This is a genomic window from Streptomyces sp. SirexAA-E, from assembly GCF_000177195.2.
Lineage (GTDB): Bacteria > Actinomycetota > Actinomycetes > Streptomycetales > Streptomycetaceae > Streptomyces > Streptomyces flavovirens.
Genome location: NC_015953.1, coordinates 4,832,845 through 4,845,562 on the forward strand (window position 1 = coordinate 4,832,845; position 12,718 = coordinate 4,845,562).

At 72.4% G+C, this 12,718-nt stretch carries 14 protein-coding genes; 9 read left to right on the forward strand and 5 right to left on the reverse strand.

The annotated features are described in order from the left end of the window. Nucleotides 1-240 precede the first annotated feature (240 nt). Both SACTE_RS21730 and SACTE_RS21735 read left to right on the forward strand, forming a co-directional pair. Nucleotides 241-651, forward strand: coding sequence for a DivIVA domain-containing protein (locus SACTE_RS21730; protein WP_019992401.1), 411 nt, complete (start codon nucleotides 241-243; stop codon nucleotides 649-651). After that, nucleotides 648-1,229, forward strand: coding sequence for a DNA-3-methyladenine glycosylase I (locus SACTE_RS21735; RefSeq protein WP_014048167.1), 582 nt, complete (start codon nucleotides 648-650; stop codon nucleotides 1,227-1,229). Before SACTE_RS21730 ends, SACTE_RS21735 begins: the two co-directional genes overlap by 4 nt. A gap of 9 nt (nucleotides 1,230-1,238) precedes the next feature. Here SACTE_RS21735 and SACTE_RS21740 read toward each other — a convergent pair whose 3' ends face one another. Next, nucleotides 1,239-2,051: an enoyl-CoA hydratase-related protein gene (locus SACTE_RS21740; protein ID WP_014048168.1), complete on the reverse strand. Its 813-nt coding sequence runs from the start codon at nucleotides 2,049-2,051 to the stop codon at nucleotides 1,239-1,241. A gap of 313 nt (nucleotides 2,052-2,364) precedes the next feature. Here SACTE_RS21740 and SACTE_RS33400 point away from each other — a divergent pair, with 313 nt between their 5' ends. Beyond that, nucleotides 2,365-2,532 carry a DUF3117 domain-containing protein gene (locus SACTE_RS33400; protein WP_003966491.1) on the forward strand — a complete coding sequence of 56 codons (168 nt, stop codon included), beginning with the start codon at nucleotides 2,365-2,367 and terminating at the stop codon, nucleotides 2,530-2,532. 150 nt (nucleotides 2,533-2,682) lie between these two features. Here the strand turns inward: SACTE_RS33400 and SACTE_RS21745 are convergent, their stop codons facing one another. Further along, entirely contained in the window at nucleotides 2,683-3,348 is a 666-nt protein-coding gene (locus tag SACTE_RS21745) for an O-methyltransferase (protein WP_014048169.1), read from the reverse strand. Between the two features lie 177 nt (nucleotides 3,349-3,525). Here SACTE_RS21745 and sigE point away from each other — a divergent pair, with 177 nt between their 5' ends. The 5 genes from sigE to SACTE_RS21770 all read left to right on the forward strand — a co-directional run bounded on the left by sigE (nucleotide 3,526) and on the right by SACTE_RS21770 (nucleotide 8,671). Next, nucleotides 3,526-4,287 carry an RNA polymerase sigma factor SigE gene (sigE, locus tag SACTE_RS21750; RefSeq protein WP_176724330.1) on the forward strand — a complete coding sequence of 254 codons (762 nt, stop codon included), beginning with the start codon at nucleotides 3,526-3,528 and terminating at the stop codon, nucleotides 4,285-4,287. Further along, a complete protein-coding gene (locus tag SACTE_RS21755; RefSeq protein ID WP_014048171.1) occupies nucleotides 4,284-5,267 on the forward strand; it encodes a zf-HC2 domain-containing protein in 984 nt (327 codons plus the stop codon). The genes sigE and SACTE_RS21755 overlap by 4 nt, the downstream gene beginning before the upstream one ends. 90 nt (nucleotides 5,268-5,357) lie before the next feature. Beyond that, nucleotides 5,358-7,271, forward strand: a complete 1,914-nt coding sequence (locus SACTE_RS21760; protein ID WP_019992399.1) for a trypsin-like peptidase domain-containing protein — start codon at nucleotides 5,358-5,360, stop codon at nucleotides 7,269-7,271. A gap of 120 nt (nucleotides 7,272-7,391) precedes the next feature. Then, a complete protein-coding gene (locus SACTE_RS21765) occupies nucleotides 7,392-7,883 on the forward strand; it encodes a sec-independent translocase (protein WP_014048173.1) in 492 nt (163 codons plus the stop codon). Between the two features lie 125 nt (nucleotides 7,884-8,008). Then, entirely contained in the window at nucleotides 8,009-8,671 is a 663-nt protein-coding gene (locus SACTE_RS21770) for a hypothetical protein (RefSeq protein WP_014048174.1), read from the forward strand. Between the two features lie 66 nt (nucleotides 8,672-8,737). Here SACTE_RS21770 and SACTE_RS21775 read toward each other — a convergent pair whose 3' ends face one another. The 3 genes from SACTE_RS21775 to SACTE_RS21785 all read right to left on the reverse strand — a co-directional run bounded on the left by SACTE_RS21775 (nucleotide 8,738) and on the right by SACTE_RS21785 (nucleotide 11,788). After that, the gene (locus SACTE_RS21775) at nucleotides 8,738-9,871 is read right to left on the reverse strand and encodes an Mrp/NBP35 family ATP-binding protein (RefSeq protein WP_014048175.1); all 1,134 of its coding nucleotides are present in this window, start codon (nucleotides 9,869-9,871) and stop codon (nucleotides 8,738-8,740) included. A gap of 95 nt (nucleotides 9,872-9,966) precedes the next feature. Further along, complete coding sequence (locus SACTE_RS21780) at nucleotides 9,967-10,527, reverse strand: DUF1003 domain-containing protein (protein WP_014048176.1); 561 nt, start codon at nucleotides 10,525-10,527, stop codon at nucleotides 9,967-9,969. Further along, nucleotides 10,517-11,788, reverse strand: coding sequence for a CBS domain-containing protein (locus SACTE_RS21785; RefSeq protein ID WP_014048177.1), 1,272 nt, complete (start codon nucleotides 11,786-11,788; stop codon nucleotides 10,517-10,519). The genes SACTE_RS21780 and SACTE_RS21785 overlap by 11 nt, the downstream gene beginning before the upstream one ends. A gap of 169 nt (nucleotides 11,789-11,957) precedes the next feature. Here SACTE_RS21785 and SACTE_RS21790 point away from each other — a divergent pair, with 169 nt between their 5' ends. After that, nucleotides 11,958-12,710 carry a hypothetical protein gene (locus SACTE_RS21790; protein WP_014048178.1) on the forward strand — a complete coding sequence of 251 codons (753 nt, stop codon included), beginning with the start codon at nucleotides 11,958-11,960 and terminating at the stop codon, nucleotides 12,708-12,710. Nucleotides 12,711-12,718: the final 8 nt, after the last annotated feature.

The window sequence follows — 12,718 nt, forward strand, 5'->3', positions numbered from 1 at the left end:
CCCTAAGGCCTCTCGTCCGGATCAAGCGGGCTCGCATGCCCTGGTGCCGCACATCGCCGCGTCGTCGTCGCACTTCCCCGGACTCCCGGCTCCGCGCGAGCAGGGCAGGCACCGATGCTCCGCCTCGCGATCCACGGCACCGGAACCCGCTCCCCGATCCGGTCCGATCCGAACGAAAGACCTTAACTGTCAGTGGCGCATGGCACGATCTGACCCGGACGGGTTTCGGCTTCCGGGGAGATGCGCGTGTTCTGGTTCTTGCTGCTCACAATGGCCGTGGTGGTCGCGGCGGTGACGCTGGCGGTGGTCGGCGGGGGCGGCTCCGCGGTCCTGCAGGACGTCGAGCCCGAGCGGCTCACCGACCCGCTGCCGGCGAACCGCCCGGTCGGCCGGGCCGACATCGAGGCCCTGCGGCTGCCGATGACGGTGCGCGGCTACCGCATGACGGACGTGGACGAGGCGCTGGGCCGGCTCGGCGCCGAGCTCGCCGAGCGGGACGCCCGGATCGCGGAGCTGGAGACGGCGCTCGCCGGGGCCCAGGCGACCGCTGCGGGCGGCCCCGACCTGTTCAAGCGGCCCGGGGAACCGCTGAACGGGCAGCCGCCGTCCGGCCAGGAGACCAGGCCGGCGGACGAGGAGGAGGGGCGATGAGCGCCGCCCTGCCCGCGGCCGACGGCCGCCCGCGCTGCCCGTGGGGTCTGTCCACCGAGGACTACCTCGTCTACCACGACACCGAGTGGGGCCGCCCCGTCCACGGCGACCAGGCCCTCTTCGAGCGGCTGTGCCTGGAGGCGTTCCAGTCCGGCCTCTCCTGGCTGACGATCCTGCGTCGGCGCGAGGGGTTCCGCCACGCGTTCGCCGGGTTCGACATCCCGGCGGTGGCCCGGTTCACGGACGCCGACCGGGAGCGCCTCCTCGCCGATCCGGGCATCATCCGCAACCGCGCGAAGATCGACGCCACCCTGGCCAACGCCAAGGTGCTGGCCGACTGGGAGGAAGGGGAGCTGGACGCCCTCATCTGGTCGTACGCCCCCGATCCCGCCTCCCGTCCGGCCCCGCGCACCCTCGGCGACGTCCCGGCGGTCACCCCCGCATCCACGGCCCTGGCCAAGGAGCTCAAGAAGCGCTCCATCCGGTTCGTCGGACCCACCACCGCCTACGCCCTGATGCAGGCATGCGGTCTGGTCGACGACCACCTGGCCGACTGCGTGTCCCGGGGCGGGAGCTGACCGCCGCCGCTACCGGCCGAGGTACGTCGGCGGCTGCTTGGCGAGGAACGCCTCGACCGCGATGGTGTGGTCCTCGGACGCGCCCGCCCGCGTCTGCAGTTCGTCCTCCTTCTCCAGCGTCTCGGCGAGGGTGTGACCCGCGCCGTAGGCCACGGACGCCTTGAGCGCCGCGTACGCCACCGTCGGCCCGTCGGCGAGGGCACGGGCCACCGCCAGCGCCTGGGCGGCCAGATCGGCGGCCGGGACGAGCTTGTTGACGAGACCCAGCTCGTACGCCTCCCGGGCCGGGACCGAGCGCGGGAAGAGCAGCAGGTCCGCGGCGCGGCTCGCACCGATCAGCCGGGGCAGCGTCCACGAGACGCCCGAGTCGGCGGTGAGTGCCACGCCCGCGAAGGACGTGTTGAAGGAGGCCGTGTCGGCGGCCACGCGGTAGTCCGCGGCCAGCGCGAAGCCGAAGCCCGCCCCCGCCGCCACCCCGTTGACGCCCGCGACCACGGGCTTGGCCATCTCGGTGATCGCGCGCACGATCGGGTTGTAGTGCTCCTTGACGGTGCTCAGCGCGTTGCCACCCCCGTGCTCACGGGCCTCGGTGAGCTTGGACACGTGCTCCTTGAGGTCCTGGCCCACGCAGAAGGCGCGCCCGGTGGCGGTGAGCAGTACCGCGCGTACGGCGGTGTCGTCCGCGACGGCCCGCAAGGCGTCGCGGAGCGCGACCTTGGCCGCCGTGTTCATGGCGTTCATCGCGTCGGGGCGGTTGAGCGTGATCGTCGCGAGCCCGTCGCTCACGTCCACGAGCACGGTGTCGGCCACGGTGTCGGACATTCCTGGGTCCCCTTAAGGCTCGGACTTCGTGCTGTCCAGGCAAGCATGGCCGACTCCGGCCGGACCGGAAATGTGACCCACGTCTAACAATTGGCCACCCGCTGAGGGGTGGCAGCGGCGCAGTATCGCAGCCGGATCGCCGAATTGGGTGGTTTTGAGAGAGCGCGTTGCGCAAGCGATGCCGACCGATGTTGGTCATCGGGGTCTTCGATGCGGGATAATGCGGAGGAAGCATTGTGTTCGACGCCGGTGAGGCAGCGCCTGTCATGGGGCCGCCGGTTGCGATGAGCTGGTTTCAGGAAGGGGAACGAGCATGGCGGCCATGAAGCCGCGGACGGGCGACGGCCCGCTCGAGGTGACAAAGGAGGGGCGGGGCATTGTCATGCGCGTTCCGCTCGAAGGCGGCGGTCGGCTTGTCGTCGAGCTGACTCCGGACGAGGCCGATGCACTCGGCGACGCCCTGAAGAAGGTCGTCGGCTGAGCGGAAGAGGCGCCCACACTTCACCCCTGCCCCGGCACGTCTCCCGTGCCGGGGCAGGGGTGCGTCCGGGGCCGCGCGGAGGCCCCGGGCACGGGCTCGACCGGGGCGAGCCGCCCGCCGGGCGTCGGCCGGGGGCCGGGACGCGGGTGGTCAGCCGCGGCGGACCGCGCACAGCAGTCCGTCGCCCACCGGCAGCAGTGTGGCCATGAGCTCCTGGCTCTCCCGCACGGCCCGCAGCAGCTCGCGCAGGCGCAGCACCTCGGCCGGCTGTGCGGCGGAGTCGATCGTGCGGCCGTCCGCGAAGACGCCCTCGAAACAGACCAGGCCGCCGGGTCGCAGCAGGCGCAACGATTCAGCGAGACAGTCCATGCTCTCCAGCCGGTCGCCGTCGCAGAACACGAGGTCGTAACCGCCGTCCGCGAGCCGTGGCAGCACGTCGAGGGCGCGGCCGGGGATGAAGCGCGCCCGGTTGGTGGCGAAGCCGGCCGCCCGGAACGCCTCGCGCGCGAACTGCTGGCGCTCCGGCTCGGGGTCGACGGTGGTCAGCACACCGTCCGGCCGCATCCCCTGGAGCAGGTAGATGCCGGACACGCCCGTCCCGGTGCCGATCTCCGCCACGGCTTTGGCGTCGGCGGTGGCAGCGAGCAGGCGCAGCGCGGCGCCGGTGCCCGGGGACACCGAGCGGAGCCCCGACTCGTGGGCCCGGTCCCGGGCCCAGAGCAGAGCTTCGTCCTCGGCGACAAAGGCGTCGGCGAACGCCCAGCTCGTCTGCCGGTTGGCGGTAATGACCCTCTCCTGTCCCCGTAGTTGACGCAACGGTGACTGTATCCGCTGGAGCCGGGAACCCGCAGATGGGACCGGGCGTTAGGAAGAGGCAGGGGAAAACGCCGGGACCGGCCCCGTGGCCGGGCCCGGAATGTTCCCTTGCGCCCGGGGACACCCTGGGCCCCATCAGGGAATAAGGCTTATCCGGAGCTAACGGGCGAGGTGGCTATGGTAGGGGCTCCACTGGACACCACCAGAGCCGATAGGGGAGGTGCGGCTGCGCCTGTGGATCGGGGAGGAGTGCTGCGGCGCTTTCTCAGGTCGGCGGGTGAGCCGAAATCCGTGACCGACATCGCTGACCGTTCTTCCGACGTTTCCGCACCGACCGCGACCTTCGCCGCAGATGCGGAATCTCAGGCGTGGACCCCGCCCACATGGGAAGAGATCGTCAGCACGCACAGCGGTCGCGTGTACCGCCTCGCCTACCGGCTGACGGGTAACCAGCACGACGCCGAGGACCTCACGCAGGAGGTCTTCGTCCGGGTCTTCCGGTCGCTGTCGACCTATACACCCGGCACCTTCGAGGGCTGGCTGCACCGGATCACGACCAATCTCTTCCTGGACATGGTCCGCCGCAAGCAGCGCATCCGCTTCGACTCGCTCGGCGACGACGCCGCCGAGCGGCTGCCGAGCCGCGAGCCGTCGCCCCAGCAGGTGTTCAACGACACACACTTCGACGCGGACGTCCAGCAGGCGCTGGACACCCTCGCGCCCGAATTCCGTGCCGCGGTCGTGCTCTGCGACATCGAGGGCCTGTCGTACGAGGAGATCGCCGCCACGCTCGGCGTGAAGCTCGGTACCGTGCGCAGCCGTATCCACCGTGGCCGTTCCCACCTGCGCAAGGCGCTGAAGCACCGTTCGCCCGAGGCCCGTGCCGAGCAGCGGTCCCTGGCGGACGCGCTCGTGGCGGGGGAGGGCGGATCGGCGTGAGTCTCACAGGTCCGACACCCGCCGAGCAGCACCTGGGGGACAGGCTCGCCGCGCTCGTCGACGGTGAGCTCAAACACGACGCGCGCGAGCGCGTCCTGGCCCACCTGGCGACCTGTTCCCGGTGCAAGGCAGAGGCGGACGCGCAGCGGCGGCTGAAGAGCGCCTTCGCCACCGCCACCCCGCCACCCCCTTCCGAGGGGTTCCTGGCCCGTCTCCAGGGCCTGCCGGGGGGCCCCGGCGGCGACGGCGACGCCCCCGACGAACCCTTCGGCCGCGGCCGGCGCTTCGGCGAGGGTGTCTTCCCTGCGCCCCACCACCCCCGTGGGCACGCGCGGTCGACCGCGGGCCCCGCGCCGCTGGACGGTTTCGGGTACCTGCCGACGGCCCACGGTTCCACCGCGGTGCTGCCGGGCGGACGCGGGCGTTCCGCGTTCCCGGTGCACGAGGTGGGCCGCGAGGCGGACCGCTCCTCCCCCTGGCGCGGGCGCCGCTTCGCGTTCGCCGCCGCCAGTGCCGTGTCCCTGGCGGCCATCGCGCTCGGCGGCACGCTGCCGTTGGAGTACGGCTCCGACACGCCGCTCACCGCCGAGGGCGCCGGGAGCAGCGCCACCCCGCTCGACGCCGAGGCGCGGACGGACGGCGCCGGTTCCGCGGCCAGTCGCGGCGGCGGCGGCGCACTCGCCTTCGGGGACCGGCCCGCCCGGTCGCCCGCGTCGGCCCCGGCCGTCTCCGCGTCCGCCCGGCCCGTGCTCGCGTCGGCGCCGTCCCTGCTGCTCGGCACGGCCACGCTCGGCGGCCAGACCCTGGCTTATCCGGTGCTCAACGTGAGCGTGCCGCCGCTGATACGCCCGACCGACGCGGGCCCCCTGCTGTCGGCCCCGCCGGGCGGGGCGACCGACCCCAAGGCCACGCCGCCCGTGTCTGCTTCCGTGTCACCGCCGCTCACCGATCACGCGCTGCCGCTTTCGCCGCTGCGCTGACCGGTTCCCTGCGCGCGGATTCGCAAACCTGGTTGAATTCCAGGAGGGACGCCCTTGTGGGGGCGCGCACAGGCCAGTGGCGGGGAGAGCATGGACGACGGGAAGCCCACCAGCGGGCCCAAGGCGAAGTGGTGGAGCCGTCCTTCGGCGGTACGGGTCCGCCCCGCCGAGGCGGATGACGCGGCCTCGGGAGCGCCGGCCGGCACGGCGGTCCGCGACGTGACGGCGACGGTTCCCGGGGCCCCCGCGGACCGCCCCGTGTCTCCGGCGGCGGAGCCCACCGGCTCCCGGGCCGAGGCGGCGCAGGGGGCGGACGATTCGTTCACGCTGGCGCCCCCGGCCACGGACACCGGCTCACCCGCACCGGCCGACGACGCCGGCGCCCACCGGCCCCCGGCTTCCGGCGCCTCCGAGCCGCCGGCCGGAGAGACGGCCCGGGAGGCGGTGGCCCCCGCCCCCCGGACGCAGCCGCTGCACGCGCCCGACGAGTACAGCACCCCGCCCTACGGCGGTCCGGGACCCTGGGCGCCGGCTCCGCCCGTCCAGCGTCCGGTACCGACCCCGGCCCAGGGCACCCCCGTGCCGCCGCCCTACGCGTCGTCCGGGGACGGCCAGGCACCGGTGACCCCCGCCCCGGGCGGCCAGGCACCGGGCGAGGCGTACCCGACGCCGTCCGGCGATGCGTACGCCCCGCACGTGCCCCACCAGAACCCGCACCGGGCCGCCGTGACCGCGCCTCAGCCCCCGGCCCCGGCTCACCCCCAGGCGCCCGTACCGCCTCCGCAGCCGCCGCACCAGCCGCAGGCCACCCAGTGGCTGCGCTACGACCCCTGGGGCGCCCCCCAGCAACCCCTGAGCCGTCCCGACGCCGGGGCCGGGAGCGGCAAGGCCCGCACGGGCCGCCGTGGACCGGTCCTGGCCGGTGCCGTGCTGCTCGCCCTCGTGGCGGGCGGGATCGGCGGCGGGATCGGCTCCTACGTCGAGCGCAACGGCGGCCTGACCACCGTCGAGCTGCCCCAGGCCGGGCCCGACAGCGGGGGCAGGGCCCCGGACAGCGTCGCCGGGATCGCCGCACGCTCCCTGCCCGGCGTGGTGACCCTGCACGTCAGCGGAGCCGCCGAGTCCGGCACCGGAACCGGCTTCGTGCTCGACGGCAAGGGCCACATCCTCACCAACAACCACGTCGTGGCCCCCGCCGGATCCAACGGCGACATCACGGTCACCTTCAGCGGCGGCGAGACCGCCTCGGCGAAGGTCGTCGGCAAGGACAGCGGCTACGACCTGGCGGTGGTGAAGGTCGGCGGCGTCTCGGGCCTCAAGCCCCTGCCCCTCGGCAACTCCGACAACGTGCAGGTCGGCGACCCGGTGGTGGCCATCGGCGCGCCCTTCGACCTCTCGAACACGGTCACCTCCGGCATCATCAGCGCCAAGCAGCGGCCCATCACCGCGGGCGGTGAGAAAGGCGACGGCAGCGACGTCAGCTACGTCGACGCGCTCCAGACCGACGCCCCCATCAACCCCGGCAACTCGGGCGGCCCGCTCGTCGACGCCCAGGGCCGGGTCATCGGCATCAACAGCGCCATCCGCGCGGCCGACAGCGGCTCCGGGCTCGACGGCGGACAGTCCGGCTCGATCGGCCTCGGGTTCGCCATACCCATCAACCAGGCCAAGCGCGTCGCCGAGGAGCTGATCAACACCGGCAAGGCCTCCCACCCCGTGATCGGTGTCACGCTGGACATGCAGTTCACCGGCGACGGCGCCAAGGTCGGCGGGAAGGGAGCCGACGGCGGATCCTCGGTGACCCCGGGAGGCCCGGCCGCCGAGGCGGGCATCGAGGCGGGCGACGTCATCACCCAGGTGCAGGGCCAGCGCGTGCACAGCGGCGAGGAGCTGATCATCAAGATCCGCGCCCACCGCCCGGGCGACCGGCTGGACCTGCGGCTGACCCGCGGGGGTAAAGAGCTGTCCAAGACGTTGACCCTGGGTTCCGCGAGCGGCACCTGACGGCCGTCGGCAGGTACCGCGTGGACAGCTTCGCCGGGTACCGTGGAGCCGGTCCGGGCCACGGCGACCCGGCGAGCAGGCAACCGCTGGGACCACGCAGAGAACACGAGGAGCAGCAAGGTGTTCAATGACATAGGCGCACTTGAGCTGCTGACGCTCGTGGTTATCGCCGTGCTCGTCTTCGGTCCGGAGAAGCTGCCGAAGGTCATCCAGGACATCACGCGCACCATCCGCAAGATCCGTGAGTTCTCGGACAGCGCGAAGGAAGACATCCGCACGGAGCTCGGCCCGCAGTTCAAGGACTTCGAGTTCGAGGACCTCAACCCCAAGACGTTCCTCCGCAAGCAGCTCTCGGAGGGCGGGGACGACCTGGGGCTCAAGGAGATCCGCGAGAGCTTCGACCTGCGCAAGGAGATGGCCGAGGTCACCGACGCGGTCAACGGCCGCGAGAGCGCCTCGTCCACCGCCTCCGCGGCGGCCGGCACGCCCGACCTCCTCAAGAAGGAGTCGACGCCCGACCTCCTGAAGAAGGAGACCGCGTCCGATCCCCTGCGGAAGACCGCGCAGCCCGCGAAGGACGAGCGCCCGCCCTTCGACGCAGACGCCACCTGAGACCCGTCAATCCCGGCTCGCCGGACCGGTATGGCTATTCTCCATCTGTCCGGTTGCGAGGTCGCCCACGCCCGAGAGGGAGGGCCGCTCCGGATCACTGACAGATCGAGGAGGCGGCCGGGCAGATGGAGACGACGAGTCGGGCAGAGGCGGACGGTGCCCCGGGCACCGGTACCGCAGAGGGGATGCCGGCGACCCGGCGCACTGTCGACGGCTATCTGAAGGCGCCGTTCCCCTGGTACGGCCTGGACGAGGCGTTCACCGGTCCGCGCTGGCTGATGCAGGTCACCGCCGCGGCGGACGGGACGGTCCAGCACGGCTGCACCGGACACGGTGAAGAACCGGTCCTGCGGGTCGCCGAGGGCGACGAGAAGGCGCGCTTCGCGGTGGTCGTGACCGTCGCCAGCAGCCCGACGCGAGGCAGCGGCGACGGTACGGGCGTACTGGAGGCCACCACGGTCTCCTCGGCGGCCTGGCTGGCGGGCTCCGGCCTGCTCACGTACACCTGGCCGGCGCAGATGGACCACGTCCTGCGCACCGAATGGCTGAGCCAGCAGACCGAGGCGGCGTTCGCGCTCGCCGACGAGGTGGGCCAGGCACCCTGGTCGACGCTGTCCCTTCCGGTGGACGGCGTACCGGTGGACTTCCACTACCGCGAGTCCGAGTTCGGCTGGATCCTCGCCGGATCGGCCCCCGACGGCGTGCACATCGGCGCGTACGGTCGCGGGATGAGCGCCTACGGCCTCGGCTTCGCGGTGATCGGCGACATCAGGACGTACGAGGCCTGAGCGCCCCGCACAACCGCGGGGCGGCCCTCGACGAGGACCGCCCCGCGCCCGCGGGAGCCGTACGGCTCAGAACTTGTTGCGCGGGGTCAGCCCCAACGACATGCCGGACAGGCCGCGCTGACGGCCCCCCAGCTTCTGCGCGATCGACCGCAGTGCCGCACCGGCCGGGGAGTCCGGGTCGGACAGGACGACGGGCTTGCCCTCGTCGCCGCCCTCACGCAGCCGTACGTCGATCGGGATCGAGCCCAGCACCGGCACCTCGGCGCCGACCGTCTTCGTCAGCCCGTCGGCGACCCGCTGACCGCCGCCGGAGCCGAACACGTCGACCATCTCGTCGCAGTGCGGGCACGGCATGCCGGACATGTTCTCGACGACACCCACGATCTTCTGGTGCGTCTGCACGGCGATGGAACCCGCACGCTCGGCGACCTCGGCCGCCGCCTGCTGGGGGGTCGTGACGACCAGGATCTCGGCGTTCGGCACGAGCTGCGCCACCGAGATCGCGATGTCGCCCGTGCCCGGCGGCAGGTCGAGCAGCAGGACGTCCAGGTCGCCCCAGTACACATCGGCGAGGAACTGCTGCAGGGCGCGGTGCAGCATCGGGCCGCGCCAGACCACGGGGGCGTTGCCCGGGGTGAACATGCCGATGGAGATGACCTTCACGCCGTGCGCGGACGGCGGCATGATCATGTTCTCGACCTGGGTGGGCTTGCCGTCCGCGCCGAGCATCCGGGGCACGCTGTGCCCGTAGATGTCCGCGTCCACCACGCCGACCTTGAGCCCGTCGTCCGCCAGCGCCGCCGCGAGGTTCACCGTCACCGAAGACTTGCCGACACCGCCCTTGCCGGACGCGACCGCGTAGACCCGGGTCAGCGAACCGGGCTTGGCGAACGGGACCTCACGCTCCGCGGTGCCCCCGCGCAGCGAGGAGGCGAGCTCCTTGCGCTGCTCGTCGCTCATCACGTCGAGCGTGACCTCGACCCGCGACACGCCCTCGACCCGGGCCACCGCGTCGGTCACGTTCGTGGTGATCGTCTCCCGCATCGGGCAGCCGGAGACCGTGAGGTACACGGTGACAGCGACCACACCGTCAGGATCGATGGCGACCGATTTCACCATGCCCAGCTCGGTGATCGGTCGGTGGATCTCCGGGTCGTTCACTGTCGCCAGCGCTTCACGCACCGCGTCTTCCGTAGCCATACCCCCGATAGTACGGGTGCGCGCGGCGCTTCCCTGAAAGGGTGTGGTGGCGACGGGAGGGCGGTACACGCCGGTGCCTACCCGCGGGTAGCCCCTCAGCGGTCGGCTTCGTCACCCTCCGCGGGATGCAGCACCCGGCGCTCCTCCATGTCCCTGACCATGGCCTCCAGCTCGGAGCGGATCCAGTCCCGGGTGGCGACCTCGCCGAGCCCCATCCGGAGCGCCGCGATCTCCCGGGTGAGGTACTCGGTGTCGGCGATCGAGCGCTCGTTCTGCTTGCGGTCCTGCTCGTGGGTGACCCGGTCGCGGTCGTCCTGGCGGTTCTGCGCGAGCAGGATCAGCGGGGCCGCGTACGAGGCCTGGAGGGAGAGCGCCAGGGTCAGGAAGATGAACGGGTACTCGTCGAACCGCAGTCCGGCCGGCGCGACGATGTTCCACAGCACCCACAGGATGATGATCAGCGTCATCCAGACGATGAACCGCCCGGTGCCCAGGAAGCGGGCGATGCGCTCGGAGAACCGGCCGAACGCCTCGGGGTCGTACTCCGGCAGCAGCCGGCGCCGCGGCGCCTTCGGCTGGTCGAGCCGGGGCCGCGGGGGGCGCGCGATACCCGACGCGCCCGACGGTGTGCTTTTCGTACGGTCCTCAGCGGCCACCGGAGACCCCCTCCCCGCTCTCGAAGTCGGTCTCCCGCCAGTCCTCGGGGAGCAGGTGGTCCAGCACGTCGTCGACGGTGACCGCGCCCAGCAGCGACCCGCTCTCGTCCACCACGGGCGCCGAGACGAGGTTGTACGCGGCCAGGTAACTGGTCACGGCGGGCAGCGGGGTGTCCGGGGCGAGCGGGACGAGATTGCTGTCGACCAGCGCGCTGACCAGGGTGAACGGGGGATCGCGCAGCAGCCGCTGGAAGTGCACGGTGCCCAGGTACTTGCCGGTCGGTGTTTCGTCCGGCGACCGGCAGACGTACACCTGGGCGGCCAGCGCGGGGGAGAGGTCCTGCTGCCGGACCCGGGCCAACGCGTCGGCGACCGTCGCGTCCGGCCGCAGGATGATCGGCTCGGTCGTCATCAGACCGCCCGCCGTCCGCTCCTCGTACGACAGCAGGCGCCGCACGTCGGCCGCGTCGTCCGGCCGCATCAGGGCCAGCAGCCGTTCCTTGTCGGCCTCCGGCAGCCAGGAGAGCAGGTCGGCCGCGTCGTCCGGGTCCATCGCCTCCAGGACGTCCGCGGCGCGGTCCTCCTTCAGCTTGCCGATGATCTCCACCTGGTCGTCGCCGGGGAGCTCCTCCAGCACGTCCGCGAGCCGGTCGTCGTCCAGGGCGGCCGCGACCTCGGCCCGGCGCTTCGGCGTCAGATGGTGCATCGCGTTGGCGACGTCGGTGGGGCGCAGCCGCTCGAAGGTGGCCACCAGGCTCTCGGCGCCCCCGTGCTGCTCCAGCGAGAACCCGCTGATCGCCGACCACTCCACGGTCAGGGTCTCGCCCTTGCGGCGCAGCGCGCCGCCGCGGCCCTTGCGGACGAAGAACTTGTCGATCTCCCAGTCACGGCGGGCCGGGAGCTGCTGGATGGCCACGTCCAGGACCGTGACCTCCTCGTCCGTCTCCACCAGGCGCACCCGCCGGTCAAGGAACTCACCGAGGACGAGTCGCTCGGTCGGGCGCTGCTCGAAGCGCCGCATGTTGACCACGCCGGTGGTGATGACCTGGCCGGACTCGACGCCCGTCACCCGGGTCATCGGCAGGAAGATGCGACGCCGGCTCACGACCTCGACGACCATGCCCAGGAGCCGCGGAGGCCTGCCGCCGACCCGGAGCATCGCCACCAGGTCGCGGACCCGGCCGACCTGGTCGCCGTTGGGGTCGAACACCGGTACGCCGGAGAGGTGCGAGACGAAAACCCGGGGGGTGCCTGCCGCCATCCTGTGCGTCTCCCTCCGCCTCCGCGTCCTCGTCTGCCGTGATCAGGCTAGCCCGTACCCGTTCCCGCCGCTTCGGCGGACCGTCCGTACGGAGCCGGGCCGAAAGGCGTACGGCGCACGGGTACGCTGCCGTCTGCCACCCAGACACACAGATGAGAGGCAGTGCGCCGTGACCTCTTCCGCCCCGGCAGCCCGGGCCCGCCGCCGGACAGCCCTCGCCGTGGTGCTCTGCGCGGGGATGACCGCCGCGCTGACGGCCTGTGCGGCGGAGGACCCGGACAAGGGGACCAACGGGCTGGGCAAACTGACGGCGGAACAGATCGAGAAGAAGACCCGGGCGGCCGCCGACGCGGCCGACGCGGTGCGGCTGACCGGCAAACTGGTCGGCAAGGGCGGCACGTACACGTTGAACATGCAGCTCAGCGCGGACGGGGGCACCGGGTCGGTCACCTCGAAGAAGAACACCTTCGCGCTGCTGCGGGTCGGGGACGAGCTCTTCCTCAAGGCCGACGCGGGCTTCTGGGCGGACGACAAGGGCGACGACGGCAGCACGGAGGCCGCCGGCAAGCTCCAGGGCAAGTACGTGAAGGTGCCCGAGGACGATCCGACCTACCAGCAGCTGCGCGGGTTCACCGAGAAGAAGACCCTGCTGGACGGCATGCTCACGCTGCACGGGAAGGTCAACAAGGGCGACCGCGACACGATCGGCGGGACCCGGACCGTGCAGATCATGGGCGGAAAAGGTGAGGGCGGCACACTCGACGTCTCCCTGGAGGGCACGCCGTATCCGCTGCGGGTCGCCCGGGGCGGCGGCGGAGGGTCCGTCAAGCTCGCCGACTGGGGCGAGGACTTCGCGCTGGAGGCGCCGGCCGAGGGGGACACCGTCGACTACGGCGGCCAGCTCCCCAAGTCCTCCGGCTGACGCGGCGT